This window comes from Enterobacter sp. MGH120 (genome assembly GCF_001037725.1).
GTDB classification, from domain to species: Bacteria; Pseudomonadota; Gammaproteobacteria; order Enterobacterales; family Enterobacteriaceae; genus Enterobacter; species Enterobacter hormaechei_C.
The window spans coordinates 151,329-170,383 of the sequence record NZ_KQ089940.1 but is presented as its reverse complement, the minus strand read 5'-3'; the positions used below and the strand labels follow the sequence as shown (position 1 = coordinate 170,383).

17 protein-coding genes and 1 tRNA gene are annotated in these 19,055 nt (G+C 55.0%); 9 read left to right on the top strand and 9 right to left on the bottom strand.

All coding sequences use genetic code 11. From position 1 onward, the window contains the following. Positions 1–34 precede the first annotated feature (34 nt). A complete protein-coding gene (locus SK54_RS00805; protein ID WP_003860776.1) occupies positions 35–322 on the bottom strand; it encodes an HTH-type transcriptional regulator in 288 nt (95 codons plus the stop codon). 330 nt (positions 323–652) lie between these two features. Between SK54_RS00805 and SK54_RS00795 the strand changes: the two genes are divergently transcribed. Both SK54_RS00795 and cspA read left to right on the top strand, forming a co-directional pair. Then, on the top strand, positions 653–1,363 hold the full coding sequence (locus SK54_RS00795; protein ID WP_017383576.1) for a DUF3053 domain-containing protein: 711 nt from the start codon (positions 653–655) through the stop codon (positions 1,361–1,363). Between the two features lie 244 nt (positions 1,364–1,607). Next, the gene (gene cspA, locus SK54_RS00790; RefSeq protein WP_003860775.1) at positions 1,608–1,820 is read left to right on the top strand and encodes a transcription antiterminator/RNA stability regulator CspE; all 213 of its coding nucleotides are present in this window, start codon (positions 1,608–1,610) and stop codon (positions 1,818–1,820) included. Between the two features lie 58 nt (positions 1,821–1,878). Here cspA and ghrB read toward each other — a convergent pair whose 3' ends face one another. From ghrB to SK54_RS00760, 6 genes are all read right to left on the bottom strand, one after another. Continuing rightward, entirely contained in the window at positions 1,879–2,853 is a 975-nt protein-coding gene (ghrB, locus tag SK54_RS00785; RefSeq protein WP_039269330.1) for a glyoxylate/hydroxypyruvate reductase GhrB, read from the bottom strand. 27 nt (positions 2,854–2,880) lie between these two features. Continuing rightward, on the bottom strand, positions 2,881–4,161 hold the full coding sequence (locus tag SK54_RS00780; RefSeq protein WP_039269329.1) for an MFS transporter: 1,281 nt from the start codon (positions 4,159–4,161) through the stop codon (positions 2,881–2,883). A gap of 117 nt (positions 4,162–4,278) precedes the next feature. Further along, the gene (locus SK54_RS00775) at positions 4,279–5,217 is read right to left on the bottom strand and encodes a sugar kinase (RefSeq protein ID WP_048246574.1); all 939 of its coding nucleotides are present in this window, start codon (positions 5,215–5,217) and stop codon (positions 4,279–4,281) included. Between the two features lie 3 nt (positions 5,218–5,220). Beyond that, positions 5,221–5,970: a sugar phosphate isomerase/epimerase family protein gene (locus SK54_RS00770; protein ID WP_033486944.1), complete on the bottom strand. Its 750-nt coding sequence runs from the start codon at positions 5,968–5,970 to the stop codon at positions 5,221–5,223. 102 nt (positions 5,971–6,072) lie between these two features. After that, a complete protein-coding gene (locus SK54_RS00765) occupies positions 6,073–7,089 on the bottom strand; it encodes a LacI family DNA-binding transcriptional regulator (RefSeq protein WP_015569988.1) in 1,017 nt (338 codons plus the stop codon). Between the two features lie 179 nt (positions 7,090–7,268). Next, positions 7,269–7,931, bottom strand: a complete 663-nt coding sequence (locus SK54_RS00760; RefSeq protein ID WP_048246572.1) for an OmpA family lipoprotein — start codon at positions 7,929–7,931, stop codon at positions 7,269–7,271. 122 nt (positions 7,932–8,053) lie between these two features. On the opposite strand from SK54_RS00760, the gene SK54_RS00755 reads away from it, so the two are divergent. Further along, positions 8,054–10,423 carry a molybdopterin guanine dinucleotide-containing S/N-oxide reductase gene (locus SK54_RS00755; RefSeq protein WP_044488942.1) on the top strand — a complete coding sequence of 790 codons (2,370 nt, stop codon included), beginning with the start codon at positions 8,054–8,056 and terminating at the stop codon, positions 10,421–10,423. Here the strand turns inward: SK54_RS00755 and SK54_RS00750 are convergent. Further along, positions 10,392–10,832, bottom strand: coding sequence for an N-acetyltransferase (locus SK54_RS00750; RefSeq protein ID WP_048246570.1), 441 nt, complete (start codon positions 10,830–10,832; stop codon positions 10,392–10,394). The genes SK54_RS00755 and SK54_RS00750 overlap by 32 nt on opposite strands. Further along, positions 10,810–11,391 (bottom strand): DNA-3-methyladenine glycosylase I, encoded by a 582-nt coding sequence (gene tag, locus SK54_RS00745; protein WP_017383572.1) that lies wholly within the window; start codon positions 11,389–11,391, stop codon positions 10,810–10,812. The genes SK54_RS00750 and tag overlap by 23 nt, the downstream gene beginning before the upstream one ends. A gap of 160 nt (positions 11,392–11,551) precedes the next feature. Between tag and SK54_RS00740 the strand changes: the two genes are divergently transcribed. The 6 genes from SK54_RS00740 to dppB all read left to right on the top strand — a co-directional run bounded on the left by SK54_RS00740 (position 11,552) and on the right by dppB (position 19,046). Continuing rightward, complete coding sequence (locus SK54_RS00740; RefSeq protein WP_015569983.1) at positions 11,552–12,094, top strand: hypothetical protein; 543 nt, start codon at positions 11,552–11,554, stop codon at positions 12,092–12,094. 238 nt (positions 12,095–12,332) lie between these two features. After that, entirely contained in the window at positions 12,333–13,535 is a 1,203-nt protein-coding gene (locus SK54_RS00735) for an L-lactate MFS transporter (protein ID WP_045329429.1), read from the top strand. 238 nt (positions 13,536–13,773) lie between these two features. Next, the gene (gene eptB, locus SK54_RS00730; RefSeq protein WP_017383570.1) at positions 13,774–15,468 is read left to right on the top strand and encodes a kdo(2)-lipid A phosphoethanolamine 7''-transferase; all 1,695 of its coding nucleotides are present in this window, start codon (positions 13,774–13,776) and stop codon (positions 15,466–15,468) included. Positions 15,469–15,559: 91 nt separating this feature from the next. Continuing rightward, a tRNA-Pro gene (locus SK54_RS00725) sits at positions 15,560–15,636 on the top strand. 621 nt (positions 15,637–16,257) lie between these two features. Next, positions 16,258–17,865 carry a dipeptide ABC transporter periplasmic-binding protein DppA gene (gene dppA, locus SK54_RS00720; RefSeq protein WP_003860756.1) on the top strand — a complete coding sequence of 536 codons (1,608 nt, stop codon included), beginning with the start codon at positions 16,258–16,260 and terminating at the stop codon, positions 17,863–17,865. Between the two features lie 161 nt (positions 17,866–18,026). After that, positions 18,027–19,046: a dipeptide ABC transporter permease DppB gene (gene dppB, locus SK54_RS00715; protein WP_006810536.1), complete on the top strand. Its 1,020-nt coding sequence runs from the start codon at positions 18,027–18,029 to the stop codon at positions 19,044–19,046. The last annotated feature ends 9 nt before the right edge of the window (positions 19,047–19,055 follow it).

Below are 19,055 nucleotides of genomic sequence, written 5' to 3'. Positions count from 1 at the left end.
AAGCCCCCGCAAGGGCGGGGGCAAACAAACTTTATCAGGCTAACTGCTTGCGAAGGTCAGGGTTTGCCTGGATCAGGCGCATCAGCTTTAGCTCGGCTGGGGTTGGTTTTTCACGTTTTGACTCCCACTCCAGCACCATCGCTACGCTGACACCCATCGCTCTTGCGAATTCATCTGTTTTCAGGCCCGATCCTTTGCGTAAACGCTCAAATTCACTAAAAGGATTGGACTTTTGATTCAGGGTAACCGTCGGCGGTACATCTTTAAAAATAATCTGTTCCAGGCTGCTCAGCAGCTCAAACTCAGGATCTTTTAATTCCATTGAGAACTCCTCATAAATCACACATCGGGATCATGAACATCAGAGAGCCTGTTAAGAATAGTCCCTAAACCAGACACAGGATCGTCACGGCTGTGATTAATTGTGCGATAACGATCGCTTTACGCGTTTCAGCTATATGGATAGTTATGCTAATTACCTGATTAGTCATATGTAGGGATGCACAGGTATTTTTTTGTAAATAGTCAGTACAAAAACGGGAATACCCGTTTTGCATGAAAACTCTATCTTGCAAGGCTGACCTGGACTATCCTTGTCAGCGTTGGGCACGCGTGTGCCGGTGTGCGCTTTTTGGGTGAAAGGAGTAATAAAATGGCGACAGGAAAGTCCTGCTCTCGCTGGTTTGCGCCTATTGCGGCGTTGTTGATGGTTGTTAGCCTGAGTGGGTGTTTCGATAAAGAAGGCGATCAGCGCAAAGCGTTTATCGATTTTCTACAGAATACAGTGATGCGTAGCGGCGAGCGTTTACCAACGCTGACTGCGGATCAGAAAAAACAGTTTGGTCCATTCGTGTCGGATTACGCCATTCTGTATGGCTATTCACAGCAGGTAAGCCAGGCGATGGATTCCGGTATTCGCCCGGTAGTGGATAGCGTGAATGCCATCCGCGTTCCACAGGATTATATGACCCAGCGCGAACCGCTGCGCCAGTCAAATGGCGCGCTTGGGGTACTGAGCCAGCAGCTGCAAAATGCCAAAATGCAGGCTGATGCGTCGCGTTCCGCGTTGAAGCAGGGCGAGGATCTCAAACCGGTCTATGACCAGGTGTATGAGAAAGTCGTGACCAAGCCGTCAAACGCCTTGCAACCGCTGATCCCGGCGGCGCAGGTCTTTACTCAGCAGCTGGTTCAGGTGGGTGACTTTATTAGTGAACAAGGTACGCAGGTGAGCTTCGTCTCTAACGGTATCCAGTTCCCGACCTCCCAGCAGGCGAGCCAGTACAACGCGCTGATCGGGCCGCTAGCGTCCCAGCATCAGGCCTTTAGCCAGGCCTGGAGCGCAGCGGTCGCTGCTACGGAATAAGAAAAACCCCCGCTTCGGCGGGGTTTTTTTTATGCTTGATGAAAATAACACTTGTCATTCATCTACCACATCGGTATAACTATGTTCGTCGGTTTGTTACACAGACCTAAAGCAGTTTAGTAAAGCAGTCCAGATTGTTATCCATAGATACCCTTCGTAGTGACCCTTCCTTCATCGCTTAAAAATCTGTAACGCAATCCATCAAGCCGGAAGGCACAATATATTTGTTAATAAGGTAATTTCTATGTCTGCTAAAATGACTGGTCTGGTAAAATGGTTCAACGCTGATAAAGGTTTCGGCTTCATCACTCCTGACGATGGCTCTAAAGACGTGTTCGTACACTTCTCTGCTATCCAGAACGATGGCTACAAATCTCTGGATGAAGGTCAGAAAGTTTCCTTCACCATCGAAAGCGGCGCTAAAGGCCCAGCAGCTGGTAACGTTGTAAGCCTGTAAGCTTCCAACCCAGTAGCACAAAATTCAAAAACCCGCCTTCTGGCGGGTTTTTTCGTTTCTACTGTTGTATCTGTGGGTTAACGCAGTTCTTATCCACTTTACCGCCGAGCGCGGCAATCAGGTTATCCACGGCGGTCGCCGCCATATTGTAGCGTGTTTCATGAGTGGCAGAGCCGATGTGAGGCAGGGCGACGATGTTCGGCATGGTCAGTAGCGGAGAATCCACCGGCAGCGGCTCCTGTTCAAACACGTCCAGACCGGCGGCGTGGATCTCACCGTTTTGCAGTGCCTCAATCAGCGCCTTCTCATCGACCACCGGACCACGACCCGCGTTGATGAAAATGGCCGATTTCTTCATCTTTTCAAACGCCGATTTGCCGATGAGATGACGCGTTTCATCCGTCAGCGGCAGAATCAGGCAGACAAAGTCGGCTTCCCGCAACAGCGTATCAAGCTCGCAGTAGCGGGCATTGAAACGTTCTTCAGCTTCAGTGTGGTGACGGCGTGCGTTATACAGGATGGGCATGTTGAAGCCGAAATGCGCGCGCTGTGCCAGTGCCAGACCGATGCGCCCCATCCCAACAATCCCCAGCGTTTTGCCATGAACGTCCACGCCGAACCAGTCCGGGCCAATGCTTTTCGTCCATTCGCCCGCTTTCACGCGCTCGGCCACTTCCACCACGCGACGCGCGGTACTGAGCACCAGCGCCATCAGCGTGTCGGCGACGGTCTCCGTCAGGGCATGCGGCGTGTGCATCAGCAGGATGTTGCGCGCGTTTAGCGCATCCACGTCGAAATTGTCGTATCCCACCGAAACGGTTGAGGTAGCACGAAGCTTCGGCATTTTCTCCAGCAGCGCTGCATCCACCTTTTCGCTCGAACCCAGCAGGCCCTCGGCGCTGGCAAACGCGTCGGCGTGCTGCGCCACGGTTTCCGGGCTGAGGTTCTTTACCCGGGTAACGGTAAAGTGTTCCTCCAGGCGTTTTTGCAGATCTTCAGGCAGTGCTTTGTACAAAATGACGGACGGCTTCATGCTAATCTCCGTTGATTTTAAAAGGATTCAGGCGTGGCGTGCGCCGACGGGTAGCTGTTGATTATTAGCAGGCTTAACAATCAGAGTAAGCCATACCGAGGCAAAAAGCGCCACCCCCATAAAGATGTAAGAGGCCGACGGGCTGCCGGTGGCGCCGTTCAGATAGCCCACAAACCACGAGCCAAAGAACGAACCCAGCGCACCCATACTGTTGATCAACGCCATCGCGCCCCCTGCGACGTTACGCGGCAGCATTTCCGGGATGATGGCAAAGAACGGACCATACGGGGCATACATGGCCGCACCCGCAATCACCAGCAGCGTATACGAAGCCCAGAAGTGGTTCGCGCCTACGGCCCAGGAGCCAATGAAGGCAAAAGCAGCGATCAGCAGCAGTGGCCAGACGAACAGCTTACGGTTTTGCAGCTTGTCCGATGCCCAGGAGACGATAATCATCGCGATGGTCGCAGCCAGGTAAGGCACCGATGACAGCCAGCCCACTTCCACCATGCCAAGGTTTTCACCGCCGCTGCGGATAATCGACGGTAGCCACAGCACAAAGCCGTACACGCCAATACTCCAGGTAAAATACTGTGCGCACAGCAGAATAACGTTCCGGGAGCGGAAGGCTTCACCGTAGTTACGCACCGCTTTCAGCCCCTGCTGCTCTTTATCCAGCTGCGCCTGGAGTGCGGCTTTTTCGTCCTCAGAAAGCCATTTTGTTTGGGCTGGCTTATCTTTCACCAGCACCCACCAGCAGAAGGCCCAGATAATCGCGGGAACCCCTTCGATGATGAACATCTCGCGCCAGCCGAAGGACTGGATCAGGTAGCCGGAAACCACCGACATCCACAGCACGGTGACCGGGTTACCGAGTATCAGGAACGTATTAGCACGTGAACGCTCAGATTTTGTGAACCAGTTGCTGATGTAAATCAGCATTGCTGGCATGACGGCCGCCTCAACCACGCCGAGAATAAAGCGAATAGCCGCCAGAGCAGGAATGTTATTCACCACGCCAGTAAGCGACGCACAGGCACCCCATAAGATCAGGCAGATGAAAATGAGCTTTCGCACGCTGCGGCGTTCAGCGTAAATCGCGCCGGGGATCTGGAAGAAGAAATAACCCAGGAAGAAGAGGGCACCCAGCAGGGAGGAGACCCCTTTGGTGATCCCGAGGTCTTCGTTGATCCCGGCGGCGGATGCGAAACTGAAGTTGGCACGATCCAGGTACGCCAGGCTGTACGTGATAAACACGATTGGCATGATGTACCACCAGCGTTTTACTGCATTGGTCGAACTGTTCATAGGCTTGCCTCTGTTGTTGAGGTTGTTGCCGCCGTTGTCTGTAGGGTACACGGTGGCTTAATTATCTGGTGCGGATTGCTGCCCTCACCCTGGTCCTCTCCCACAGGGAGAGGGAATTTAGACGCCGAGCTCTGCTCGTGTTGGTAATCCTTCGCTGTCGCCCTGCACCTGAATCGCCAGCGAACCAATTTTGTTGCCTCGCGCCACGGCCTGCGACAGCGGTTTGCCCTCCAGCAGAGCGCTGATGACCCCGACGGCAAACCCATCGCCCGCGCCCACGGTATCGACCACGTTGTCGACTTTTACCGCAGCGACAGCGCCTTGCTCACCGTCGGCAGTTTTGAACCATGCGCCGTCGGCACCGGTTTTCAGCACCACGGCTTTTACCCCTCTGTTGAGGTAAAAATCGGCAATGCCTTCGGGCGTGCTTTCGCCAGTGAGGATCATTCCCTCTTTTATGCCAGGCAGAACCCAGTCCGCCTGAAACGCCAGTCGGTTGAGTTTCTCAGCCATCTCCGCTTCGCTTTTCCACAGCACCGGGCGCAGGTTCGGATCGAAAGAGATCGTTTTGCCCTGCGCTTTCATTGCCGAAGCCGCGTGATCCAGTAAATCGTACGAGCTGGTCGAGAGCGCCGCCGCCACGCCGCTCAGGTGCAGGTGGCGCGCGGAGGAGAAATACGCGGCGTGATAATCATCCACGGAGAGATGGCTTGCCGCTGAGCCTTTGCGGAAATACTCCACGATGGGATCGGTTCCATTTTCAACTTTAGATTTCAGCTGAAAGCCCGTCGGGAAGCGTCCGTCGAGGGTCACGCCTGCGGCATCAATGCCCTCTTTTTTCAGTGAGTCGAGAATAAAATGGCCAAAGCTGTCATTTCCCACGCGGCTTACCCAGCCGACATTCAGCCCCAGCCGCGCAAGGCCGGTAGCAACATTCAGCTCGGCACCTGCCACGCGTTTAATGAAGTACTCCACTGCGCTCAGCTCGCCCGTTTCGGTGGCGACAAACATCGCCATGGCCTCGCCAATGGTGATGACATCCAGCGTCTTGTGCATGGTTTACTCCTCGCGCAGCAGGTTGACGTAATGGCGGGTGACGGCGGTGAGATCCGTCCCTTCCAGCGGAAATTCGATACCGCGTGGCGCATCGGCAGGGAGTTGATTAAGCAGATCCCGCCAGCGAGAATCGGTCTGATCCGGCGCGACGGCGCGGAACTGCGCCTTATGCGGGACTGCGGACTTCACATGAATATAGCTCACGGCGGGAGCCAGCTGACGTGCAGCTTCTTCCGGGGAGTCGCCAACCCACAGCCAGTTGCCCATATCGAACGTCAGCGTGACCGGCAGCGCCATTACCCGGCAGGCGGCTTTGAAGCGCTGCATCGGCGCGAGCTGCCCGCAGTCGGTCTGGTCGTTTTCCACCACCAGCGTCATGCCGCTTTCATCCAGCAGTGCGCGCAGGGCTTCAAGCGGCTGTTTGTCGCTGAAATGACCCAGCGAGACTTTAAGCCACAGCGCGTTCAGGGCGCTGGCTTCGCTAAGGTAGCGCGGGAGATCTGTGTTGAGGGTGCCATCGGGCATAAACAGGGGGGCCGGGGCGGAGTAGCACGCCAGTAAACCCAGCAGTTCAATGGACTCGCCGAGCGCAGGCAGGGCCATTAACTCGTCGTTGCTGAAGAGCTCGCGGCGGATTTCAACGCCATCAGCTCCTGCGCCGGCAATAACGGGAAGCATTGCCCGTTGACCGCCTGCCTGTCGCACCTGGTCCGCGCCATACGCGGCGGTGACCACCATAATTTTCCTGCTCATTTCCTGACTCCAGAGCGTAATCGATAGTATTACGCTAGATGGAACCGGTTCCAAAGAAAAGTTCGGGATGCTGAATTTATGATCGCTGTCACGAAGGGGAAATTAACGGGCAGTAGAGCCGCGAACGATCAGCTCGCCGGAAAAAACCTGCTCGCGTACGGCGTCGCGGGTGCCTTCAATGCGGCGAACCACTTGTTCAACCGCGGCATAGCCGATCTGCCAGGTGGGTTGTTTGAGGGTGGTGATGCCTACGCCAGCCAGTTCTGCCCACTCCAGTTCATCAAAGCCAAGTAAGCCGATGTCGCTGCCCCAGTGCAGGCCAATGCGTTTAAGCGAGCGGGCAACCTGAAGCGTCAGCGCCCCGTTCGCGGAGATCACCGCTTTACGCATACCCCGATGACGGGTATGGAACTGGCGCAGGGTATTATCCAGCTGCCCGGCTTCATGCAGGGGGATTTCGGCATTTTCGGCGATCACGCCGGGATAACGCGCCAGCGTGGCACGAAATGCCGCCAGGCGGTCGCGGCGGGTGTTAACCATGCCCAGCGGTTCGCTCAGGAACAGAATGGCTTCGAAACCCTGTTCAATCAGGTGCTCGGTGGCGGTGGTGGCCGCCTGGGTGTTATCCAGCCCGACCACATCGCAGGCAAATTCCGGGATTTTGCGGTCAATAAGCACCATCGGCAGAGACGATTGTTGCAGACGATTTAGCCCCTCTTCTCGCATCCCGACGGCATTCACCACAATCCCTTCCACCTGATAGCTGCGCAGCAGATCGAGGTAATGCAGCTCCTGATCAACCTCGTTATTGGTGTTACAGACCAGCGGGGTAAAGCCTTTTTCACGGCACGCCGCTTCGATGCCGCTGAGGACGTTTACGGAGTAGGGGTTGGTGATATCGGCGATGATGAGGCCAATCAGACGGGTGCGGCCCCGCTTGAGGCCGCGCGCCATCAGGCTGGGACGGTAGTCGAGATCGGCAATGGCCTGTTCGATTCGCGCCAGCAGCGCATCGGAAAGCAGGTGTTTCTCGCCGTTGAGGTAGCGTGAAATGCTGGTTTTACCGGTTTTGGCGGCTTTCGCCACGTCGCTGATGGTGGCCCGGGTTGGTTTGATCATCGCTGATTTCCCTGAATTTAGTGAGAATACCTTAGCGGGAAAATCTGGCGAATCAAGCAATTTGCCGGGTGGCGCTGCGCTTACCGGAGGTTGCGGTCTGATGCCCTCACCCCAACCCTCTCCCACGGAAGAGGGCGCAAACACTAAAAACGGCAACGGAGTTGCCGTTTTGCTTTTACCTACTGCACCGGGCTTAACGTAATCTCGACGCGGCGGTTCTGCGCTTTGCCTTCCGCCGTGCTGTTGCTGGCGATCGGGTTAGCCGGACCCATGCCGCTGGTGCGAATGCGGTTCGCTTCTACGCCCTGGGCGATCAGCGAACTGGCCACGGAATCGGCGCGCTGTTGGGACAGACGCATGTTCAGATCCTGGCTGCCGGTGCTGTCGGTGTAGCCAATCACGTTCACGGCAGTTTTATTGTACTCTTTCAGCACTGCGGCCACGCCGGTCAGGGTGTTTGCGCCTGCGGGTTTCAGCGTCGCGCTGCTGCTGTCAAAGGTCACGTTGTTTGGCATGTTCAGGATGATGTTGTCACCGCTGCGCGTCACGCTCACGCCCGTACCTTTCATTTTGTTACGCAGTTTTGCTTCCTGCACGTCCATGTAATAACCCACGCCGCCGCCCAGAGCTGCGCCTGCCGCTGCGCCAATCAGCGCACCTTTGCCGCGATCTTTCTTGGAGGAGGAGAGTGCGCCAACGCCAGCGCCCACCAGGGAACCAATACCCGCGCCAATGCCGGATTTGCCCGCTTCGCGTTCACCGGTGTAAGGGTTGGTTGTGCAGCCAGAAACAGCCAGTGCGCCGCTCACCAGAGCGGCAATAACGAGTACGCGTTTTTTCATCTTATTTCCTTAATCCTTTTTATTCTTTGCCACGATGGACGTGGCAGTGGATTATGACGTCCGGATACGGAGAAAATTCAGTGTATAACTCTGAAATTTGTCACAAACGATAAACTGCCTCAATGAAAGGCCGAAACACCTGCACGCAACCAGGAGCGCACGCTTTGAGCACCTCAACAAAAACCATTCTGACCGCCGCCCACTGGGGGCCGATGCTGGTCGAAACCGATGGCGACACTGTGCTGTCGTCTCGCGGGGCTTTGCCTTCGCGCCATCTCAACTCTTTACAGACCGTCGTTCGCGATCAGGTACACAGTAAAACCCGCGTCCGCTGGCCGATGGTGCGTAAAGGCTTTCTGGCGTCACCGGATAAGCCGCAGGGTATTCGTGGGCAGGATGAGTTCGTACGCGTGAGCTGGGACGACGCGCTGGCGCTGATCCATACCCAGCATAAACGCATTCGCGACAGCTATGGCCCGTCGTCCATTTTTGCCGGCTCCTATGGCTGGCGCTCGAACGGCGTGCTGCATAAGGCCGCAACCCTGCTGCAACGCTATATGAGCCTGGCCGGAGGATACACCGGCCATCTGGGCGATTACTCGACCGGCGCGGCGCAGGCAATCATGCCGTATGTCGTGGGCGGGAATGAGGTTTATCAGCAGCAGACCAGCTGGCCGCTGGTGCTGGAGCATGCGGAGGTGGTGGTGCTCTGGAGCGCCAACCCGCTCAATACCCTGAAAATTGCCTGGAATGCGTCCGACGAGCAGGGCGTTTCCTACTTTGATGCGCTGCGCAAAAGCGGCAAGCGCATCATCTGTATCGATCCGATGCGTTCTGAAACGCTGGATTTCTTCGGCGACAGCGCCGAGTGGATCGCGCCGCATATGGGCACCGACGTGGCGATGATGCTGGGCATCGCCCACACCCTGGTGGAGAACGGCTGGCACGATACGGAATTTCTGGCGCGCTGCACCACGGGCTTCGATAAATTTGCCGACTACCTGACGGGACAAACCGACGGTATCGCCAAAACCGCAGAGTGGGCTGCGGCGATTTGCGGCGTTGATGCCGTTAAAATCCGCGAACTGGCGACGTTATTCCATAGCCGTGTCACGATGCTCATGTCCGGCTGGGGGATGCAGCGCCAGCAGTTTGGCGAGCAGAAGCACTGGATGCTGGTGACGCTCGCCGCGATGCTCGGGCAGATTGGCACACCCGGCGGCGGTTTTGGGCTTTCCTATCACTTTGCTAACGGCGGTAATCCAACGCGTAAAGCGGCGGTGCTGGCGTCCATGCAGGGCTCAGTGCAGGGTGGCGTGGACGCGGTAGATAAAATTCCGGTGGCACGCATTGTTGAAGCCCTGGAGAACCCAGGCGGGTTTTATCAGCACAACGGCCAGGATCGGCATTTCCCGGATATTAAGTTTGTCTGGTGGGCGGGTGGGGCCAACTTCACCCATCACCAGGATACTAACCGCCTGATCCGCGCCTGGCAGAAACCGGAGCTGGTGGTGATCTCGGAGTGCTTCTGGACCGCGTCAGCGAAACATGCCGATATCGTTTTGCCCGCCACGACCTCGTTCGAGCGTAACGATCTCACCATGACGGGGGATTACAGTAATCAGCATATGGTGCCGATGAAGCGCGTCGTGGCTCCCCGGGATGAAGCGCGGGATGATTTTGATGTCTTTGCCGACCTGAGTGAAATGTGGGAAGCGGGCGGTCGGGAGCGTTTCACCGAGGGCAAAACCGATCTGCAATGGCTGGAAACGTTTTACCAGATTGCCAGCCAGCGCGGGGCTGCGCAGGGCGTGACGCTGCCGCCATTCGCTGAGTTCTGGGAGGCGAATCAACTCTTCGAAATGCCGGAAAGCGAGCAGAATGCGCGGTTTGTGCGCTTTGCTGACTTCCGTCGCGATCCGGAGAATCACCCGCTAAAAACCGAAAGCGGGAAGATTGTGATCTACAGCGAACGCATCGCCAGCTTTGGCTACGCGGACTGTCCGCCACATCCGGCGTGGCTGGAGCCGGACGAATGGCATGGCAATGCGCAGCCGGGGCAGCTTCAGCTGCTGTCTGCCCATCCCGCCCATCGTCTGCACAGCCAGCTCAACTATTCGGCTTTGCGCGAGCAGTATGCGGTGGCGGGTCGTGAGCCGATTGCGCTGAACAGCGATGACGCAAAGGCGCGGGGGATTAACCACGGCGACCTCGTTCGGGTCTGGAACGCGCGCGGGCAGGTGCTGGCAGGCGCCGTGGTGAGTGACGGGATCCGCCCTGGCGTTTTCTGCATTCATCAGGGCGCATGGCCGGATCTGGCGCTGGACGAGGGCGGTATTTGTAAGAACGGCGCCGTAAACGTGCTGACCAAAGATCTCCCCAGCTCGAAGCTGGGGAATGGCTGCGCGGGGAATACGGCGCTGGCATGGGTGGAGAAATATGAGGGGCCGGCGCTTACCCTTACGGCGTTTGATCCGCCTGCCAGCTCATGATCCACGTCGGGTGTTGGGTATCATCCTGCCAGGCGCTGTCTTCGATGCGAAAACCCTGAGCATGATAGAAATTCACCGCCCGCACGTTTTTCTGATACACCTCCAGAGTTAAATACGGATAGTGCTGCTGAACGTGGTTCAGCAGCGCACGCCCGATCCCCTTTCCGATGAACTCCGGGGCGATAAACAACGCCCCCACGAACTGGAACTGCATGACGCTGATAAAACCGCACAGGGTACCGTTTTCTTCCCAGACCCAGGTCTCGGCGGCGGGAAGGTATTCATCCCGCACTACCGCTTCATTCGCTTGCCAGTAACTTGCGTCGATAAACGGATGCGCCTCGGTGGTGCTCTCCAGCCACAGACTCAAAAGCGGAGCGGTGTCCTCACTTTGCCATTTGCGGATCATGGTGGCCCTCCGGATGGCAGAAGCAGCCCGTAATGTGGTCATTGACCAGCCCGCAGGCCTGCATAAAGGAGTAACAGATGGTGGTGCCCACAAACTTAAAGCCGCGTTTTTTCAGCGCTTTCGACAGGGCATCTGAGGCGGGGGTCGACGTTGGGATCTCTGCAAGCGTGGCGGCCTGCGTCACCTTCGGCTCGTTATCCACAAACGACCAGACGAATGCTGAGAAGGGTTCGCCGTTTTGCTCCATCGCCAGATAAGCACGCGCGTTACCAATAATGGCCTGAATTTTACCGCGATGGCGGATGATACCGGTATCCAGAACCAGCCTTTCCACGTCGTCGTCGGTCATGGCGGCAACCGCAGCCGGATCGAACTGGTGGAAGGCTTTGCGATAGTTCTCACGCTTTTTCAGAACGGTGATCCACGACAGTCCGGCCTGCTGGCCTTCAAGGCAAATCATTTCAAACAGTTTTTTACCGTCGGTTTCCGGTACGCCCCATTCCTTGTCGTGATAATCGATATAAAGCTGATCCTGGCTTACCCAGCCGCAACGTTGCATAGGTCATCTCCCTTCCTGATACGGTAAACGCAAAAATTTCAATCTGCCCGGCTTGACGTGTCTGCTAAAGAGACAATAGTTAATACAGGGCTATACGCCCTAATACCTCTTCGAACAATGACATATATCGCCGAACTCGGCTCTTTCTGGAGTCGCTTTGATGATGATAAAAAAAATCAGTGGTCGCCATGCTGCTTCTGGCCTGGTGGGTGTTTCAGTCTGCCTGCTTTTTTGTAACACCGCTTTTGCGTGGCAACAGGAATATATCGTTTCAGATGCTCAAAGTAATACGATGGAACGCTATACATGGGACGCCGATCACCAACCTCGTTATGAAGATATTCTCGCGGAGCGTATTAACCGCACGCAGAATGCTGCGGGGTTTACCCTGAACGACCCATCCGGTTCAGATGCGGAAACCGTTCTGAGCGTTGGCTGGAATTTTCCCGTGGCGGGACATTTCACCACCGGGCCCGTAATGGCGTGGCGCACTGATGGCGCTCCCTCCGCACCAGTGAATGCGTTTGAGGATACAACCACCACGCAGTCGCTTACCGATCCACTCTGGCATGCCAGCGTGAACTCATTGGGGTGGCGTGTCGATACGCAGTATGGTGATTTACACCCCTGGGCGAAGATCAGCTATAACCAGCAAACTGAAGAAGAATATTTATATACGCTGGGATTGAGCGCCAAATTTTAAAGGGTTGTCACTTTTTTAAACGCTGCGGTAACATATTTAATACAATAACGGCAGGGACTGTAGCGATAGTGATCGCTCACCTTTGAGCTTTTTCTTCTCCGGCAAGGTCATTCATTCCCGCTTCCAGGCATTTCATTCCGTTTCTCCTGCATTTCATGCCGTTTTACCCCTGGTGTTATGGGGTTTTGTTTATCGTGTCCTCAGCGAATTTCCTTAATTTATCTTGCAGGACACTGCCATGAACACATCAACTTATAACCGCACGCGTTGGCTGACGCTATTCGGCACCATCGTTACCCAGTTCGCACTGGGATCGGTCTATACCTGGAGCCTGTTTAACAGCGCCCTGTCTGATAAGATCGGCGCGCCGATAAGCCAGGTGGCGTTCTCCTTCGGCTTGCTGAGTCTTGGGTTAGCAATTTCCTCTTCCGTGGCGGGCAAACTTCAGGAGCGCTTCGGCGTGAAGCGTGTAACCATGGCCTCCGGGATCTTGCTGGGCGTGGGCTTCTTCCTGACGGCATATTCCGACAACCTGATGATGCTGTGGCTGAGCGCCGGGGTGCTGGTGGGGCTGGCGGACGGCGCAGGTTACCTGCTGACGCTGTCTAACTGCGTGAAGTGGTTCCCGGAGCGTAAAGGGCTTATCTCCGCGTTTGCCATTGGTTCATATGGCCTGGGCAGCCTTGGCTTCAAATTCATCGATGCGCATCTGCTGACCTCGGTGGGGCTTGAGAAAACCTTTATGATCTGGGGCGTGATTGTGCTGGTGATGATCCTCTTCGGCGCAACGCTGATGAAAGACGCGCCGCAGCAGGAAGTGAAAACCGTTAACGGTGTGGTGGAGAATGATTTCACCCTTGCACAGTCCATGCGTAAACCGCAGTACTGGATGCTGGCGGTGATGTTCCTGACGGCCTGCATGAGCGGTCTGTATGTCATCGGCGTGGCGAAAGATATCGCGCAGGGAATGGTGAAACTGGACGCGGCGACGGCGGCGAACGCGGTAACGGTCATCTCCATCGCTAACCTCTCGGGTCGTCTGGTACTGGGTATCCTGTCTGACAAAATCGCCCGCATCCGCGTGATTACGCTGGGGCAGGTCATCTCTCTGGTGGGCATGGCGGCGCTGCTGTTTGCACCGCTGAACGAAGCGACATTCTTTGCGGCGATAGCCTGCGTAGCCTTTAACTTTGGCGGTACCATTACCGTCTTCCCGTCGCTGGTGAGCGAGTTCTTCGGGCTGAACAATCTGGCGAAAAACTACGGTGTGATTTATCTCGGCTTCGGTATCGGCAGTATTTGCGGATCGCTGATTGCCTCGCTGTTTGGTGGCTTCTACGTGACATTCTGCGTGATATTTGCCTTGTTGATTATTTCACTGGCGCTGTCCACCACGATTCGTCAGCCGCAACGCGAGGTCTATAAAGAAGCGCATGCATGATTCGATAAAAAGGGGCCGCAGGGCCTCTTTTTTTATCGCAATATCACTTCCGGACTTGTTATTTTGTAAAAATTCTCATCGATTCACATTCTCTGCTGCCACTTTTCTTCCTCGCTGTGGTCTACTTATCGCGCTTGTAGACGTTTCTGATAACGGTTTATCTCGCACCTACTTACTCTGTCTGCTTTCTCAATGAGATTCGGCGGGTCTTTATACCCCTTCCCCCAGGGTTGTTTGCATGAAATATATCAGGTCTCTTACCCAGCAAAGATTGTGTCTGATGCTGGCTGTCTATATCGGTTTGTTTCTGAATGGCGCGGTGCTGTTCAGAAGAGTGGAAGGTTATTTTGAACACCTCACCGTAAGAAACGGGATTTTCGCCGCGATTGAAGTGTTTGGCTCAATTCTGGCAACCTTCTTCCTGCTACGTCTGCTCTCGCTTTTTGGCAGACGTACATGGCAGGTTCTGGCCTCGCTGGTGGTGATTATCTCTGCCGCCGCAAGCTATTACATGACATTCATGAATGTGGTCATTGGCTACGGTATTGTGGCCTCGGTGATGACCACGGACATCGACCTCTCGAAAGAGGTGGTGGGGCAAGGGTTCATCATGTGGACGATTTTGACCTGCCTGATCCCGCTCTTCTTTATCTGGAGTAATACCTGTCGCTATACCCTGTTACGCCAGCTGCGTACCCGTGGGCAACGCATCCGCAACGTCGCCGTCGTCCTTCTGGCGGGTCTGCTGGTATGGGCGCCTATTCGCCTGATGGAAAAACAGCAAAAGCGGATCGAAAAAGCGACAGGCGTAGATATGCCAAGCTACGGCGGCGTGGTGGCTAACTCGTATCTGCCGTCTAACTGGCTGTCGGCGCTAGGTCTCTATGCCTGGGCTCAGGCGGACGAATCCAGCGATGTGAAATCGCTGATTAACCCGACCAAAAAGTTCACCTACCAGGCTCCGGCTGACGGACTGGATGATACTTACGTGGTCTTCGTTATCGGCGAAACGACGCGCTGGGATCATATGGGTATTCTCGGTTATGACCGCGATACCACCCCGAAACTGGCGCAGGAAAAGAACCTGGTGGCATACCGCGGCTACTCCTGCGATACCGCCACGAAGCTTTCGTTGCGCTGTATGTTTGTTCGTGAGGGCGGTGCGAGTGATAATCCTCAGCGCACTCTCAAAGAGCAAAACGTGTTTGCTGTTCTGAAGCAGCTTGGATTTAGCTCCGATCTGTTCGCCATGCAAAGTGAGATGTGGTTCTACACCAACACCATGGCGGATAACATCGCCTACCGCGAGCAGATTGGCGCCGAGCCGCGTAACCGCGGAAAGAACGTTGATGATATGCTGCTGCTCTCTGAGATGGAACAGTCGCTGAAAAACCATCCGCAGGGTAAGCACCTTATTGTTCTGCATACCAAAGGTTCACACTACAGCTACTATCAGCGTTACACGCGCGATTTCGCCAAATGGACGCCTGAGTGCGTCGGCATTAACAAGAACTGTAGCAAGCAGGAACTGATCAATGCCTATGATAACTCGATTCTGTATGTGGATACCTTCCTCAGCCGGGTGATCGACCAGCTTCGCGATAAGAAAGCGATTGTGATTTACGCGGCCGACCACGGCGAGTCCATCAACGAGAAAGAGCATTTACACGGCACGCCGCGTAAGCTGGCCCCGCCTGAGCAGTTCCGCGTGCCGATGATCATGTGGATGTCGGATAAGTACCTGGAAAACCCGGACAAAGCCAAAATGTTTGCCCATCTGAAACAGCAGGCAGAGATCAAGGTACCGCGCCGTCACGTTGAGCTGTACGACACCATTATGGGTTGTCTCGGCTATACCTCACCGAACGGTGGGATTAACGAAAACAACAACTGGTGTAAACTCCCTGATAACACCACAAAAGCCGCGCAGTAGCTGGTCTGGCGAGAATATCGCCAGTTGAATGGCTTTTTGAAAATAAGGGATTGACGGGGGCGCACCTCAGCAGTAAGATGCGCTCCGCATTCGGCGAGTAGCGCAGCTTGGTAGCGCAACTGGTTTGGGACCAGTGGGTCGGAGGTTCGAATCCTCTCTCGCCGACCACATTCTAAAAAGGGCTAACCGCAAGGTTAGCCCTTTTTGCATTAACGCGTTACCCCGCACGAGTCCTCAAAATACCCCTTAGCCCTGCTTCCCCCTGCCTGCTTGCGGTTTTGTGACATAATCCATTGTATTTTTTTATATATAGTTTGATCTTTTTTCGCGTTGCTTATGGATAACCTCAGCATTTTTCGCTGTGCGTTTTAACGTTCGCGGTATTTAGTGCTCAGATAATCACCATTCTGTAAGAAAATTTACCCATTCTGAATAAAACTTAATCACTGAGTGTTGCGAAATATGAAGATAATTGTGCTGCATCATGGCGAGTAGCATAAATTTCTCTGCTGAAAACTCACGGTCAGGGTTTTTTTAATCTTTGTTTGCGGTTTCTCACACTCCACGTAAATCCCCGCCACCTGTATTGACGTTTTCACATTCTGTTGACAGATTGTAGGGCACGAGGGGCATTTCAGGGAGGATCTGCGCTGCAACTCAAACGCTCTTCTGAAAGGATTCTCTATCCCTTTTAACGCCTTCGGGCATCACCGACCGGACCGGGTAAAAAATAAATAAAGGTCAGGCGGCGTAACACAACAAAGCAAAACATCACATTGGAGCACAATAATGAGTATTTCCTTGAAGAAGTCAGGGATGCTGAAGCTTGGTCTGAGCCTGGTGGCCATGACCGTTGCAGCAAGCGTACAGGCAAAAACCCTGGTTTACTGTTCTGAAGGCTCTCCGGAAGGCTTTAACCCACAGCTCTTTACCTCTGGTACGACTTACGACGCAAGCTCTGTACCGATCTATAACCGTCTGGTTGAATTTAAAACCGGCACCACGGAAGTAATTCCTGGCCTGGCTGAAAAGTGGGATATCAGCGAAGACGGTAAAACCTATACCTTCCACCTGCGCCAGGGCGTGAAGTGGCAGGACAGCAAAGAATTTAAACCTACGCGCGACTTTAACGCCGACGACGTTGTGTTCTCCTTCGACCGTCAGAAAAATGCCCAGAACCCGTACCATAAAGTGTCTGGCGGCAGCTATGAATACTTCGAAGGGATGGGTCTGCCAGACCTGATCGCTGAAGTGAAAAAAGTGGACGATAAAACCGTTCAGTTTGTGCTGACGCGTCCGGAAGCGCCATTCCTGGCTGACCTGGCGATGGACTTCGCCTCGATTCTCTCTAAAGAGTACGCGGACAACATGCTGAAAGCCGGCACCCCGGAAAAAGTGGACCTGAACCCAATCGGTACCGGCCCGTTCCAGCTGCTTCAGTACCAGAAAGATTCCCGTATTCTGTATAAAGCCTTCCCGGGCTACTGGGGTACCAAGCCGCAGATCGACCGTCTGGTCTTCTCCATCACGCCTGACGCATCCGTGCGTTACGCAAAATTGCAGAAAAACGAATGTCAGGTGATGCCGTATCCAAACCCGGCTGACATCGCGCGCATGAAGCAGGACAAAAATATCAACCTGCTGGAGCAGGCGGGCCTGAACGTGGGTTATCTCTCCTTCAACACCGAGAAGAAACCGTTCGATGACGTGAAAGTGCGTCAGGCGCTGACTTACGCGGTGAACAAAGAAGCGATCATCAAAGCCGTTTACCAGGGCGCGGGCGTTGCGGCCAAGAACCTGATCCCACCAACCATGTGGGGTTATAACGACGACATTAAGGACTACACCTACGATCCTGAGAAAGCGAAAGCGCTGCTGAAAGAAGCGGGCCAGGACAAAGGCTTCACCGTCGAGCTGTGGGCGATGCCGGTACAGCGTCCTTACAACCCGAACGCACGTCGTATGGCGGAAATGGTTCAGGCTGACTGGGCGAAGATTGGCGTACAGGCCAAAATTGTGACCTACGAGTGGGGCGAGTACCTGAAGCGCGCTAAAGCGGGCGAACACCAGGCGGTCATGATGGGCTGGACCGGCGACAACGGGGATCCGGACAACTTCTTCGCGACCCTGTTCAGCTGTGCGGCAGCGAAAGACGGTTCCAACTACTCTCGCTGGTGCTACAAGCCGTTTGAAGATCTGATCCAGCCGGCGCGTGCGACCGACGATCACAACAAACGTATTGAACTGTACAAGCAAGCGCAGGTTGTTATGCACGATCAGGCCCCGGCGCTGATTGTTGCTCACTCCACCGTGTACGAGCCAGTGCGTAAAGAAGTGAAGGGCTACGTGGTTGATCCACTGGGCAAACACCACTTCGAAAACGTATCTGTTGAATAATAAGTAGGGTGTTCTCCCTCTCCCTGTGGGAGAGGGCAGGGGTGAGGGGCGTGCATGCATCCCCTCATCCTAACCCTCTCCCACAGGGAGAGGGAATTTACATTTGTGAGCAATACAGACGTCACGCCACTGGGCGTGCGTCATCAGAGAGAATCCGGGTTATGTTGCAGTTCATCCTCCGACGTCTGGGACTGGTTATCCCGACGTTTATCGGTATCACCCTTCTCACTTTTGCCTTCGTCCATATGATCCCGGGTGACCCGGTAATGATTATGGCGGGCGAGCGTGGTATCTCCCCTGAACGTCATGCGCAACTGCTGGCTGAACTCGGCCTTGATAAGCCGATGTGGCAGCAGTATCTCCACTATATCTGGGGTGTGTTGCACGGCGATTTAGGGATTTCACTGAAAAGCCGTCTTCCGGTGTGGGACGAGTTCGTACCGCGCTTTAAAGCGACGCTGGAACTCGGTATCTGCGCCATGATCTTCGCGACCGCGGTAGGGATCCCCGTTGGCGTACTGGCTGCCGTTAAGCGTGGCTCTATTTTCGACCACACCGCTGTTGGCCTGGCACTGACCGGCTACTCCATGCCTATCTTCTGGTGGGGCATGATGCTGATCATGCTGGTCTCGGTGCAGTGGAACCTGACGCCGGTCTCCGGACGCGTCAGCGACATGGTTTTCCTTGACGACACCAACCCGTTAACCGGCTTTATGCTGATTGATACGGCGATCTGGGGCGAAGAGGGCAACTTCATTGATGCGGTTGCGCACATGATCCTGCCTGCAATGGTGCTGGGCACCATCCCTCTGGCGGTGATCGTGCGTATGACCCGTTCCTCCATGCTGGAAGTGCTGGGCGAGGATTATATTCGTACTGCCCGCGCTAAAGGCCTGACCCGTATGCGCGTCATCATCATTCATGCCCTGCGTAACGCTATGCTGCCGGTGGTAACCGTTATCGGTTTGCAGGTCGGTACGCTGCTGGCGGGGGCGATCCTGACCGAAACCATCTTCTCCTGGCCGGGTCTTGGACGCTGGCTGATTGATGCGCTGCAACGCCGTGACTATCCGGTTGTGCAGGGCGGTGTACTGCTGGTCGCGACGATGATTATCCTCGTCAACCTGCTGGTCGATTTGCTGTACGGCGTGGTGAACCCGCGTATTCGTCATAAGAAGTAAGGGGCCATC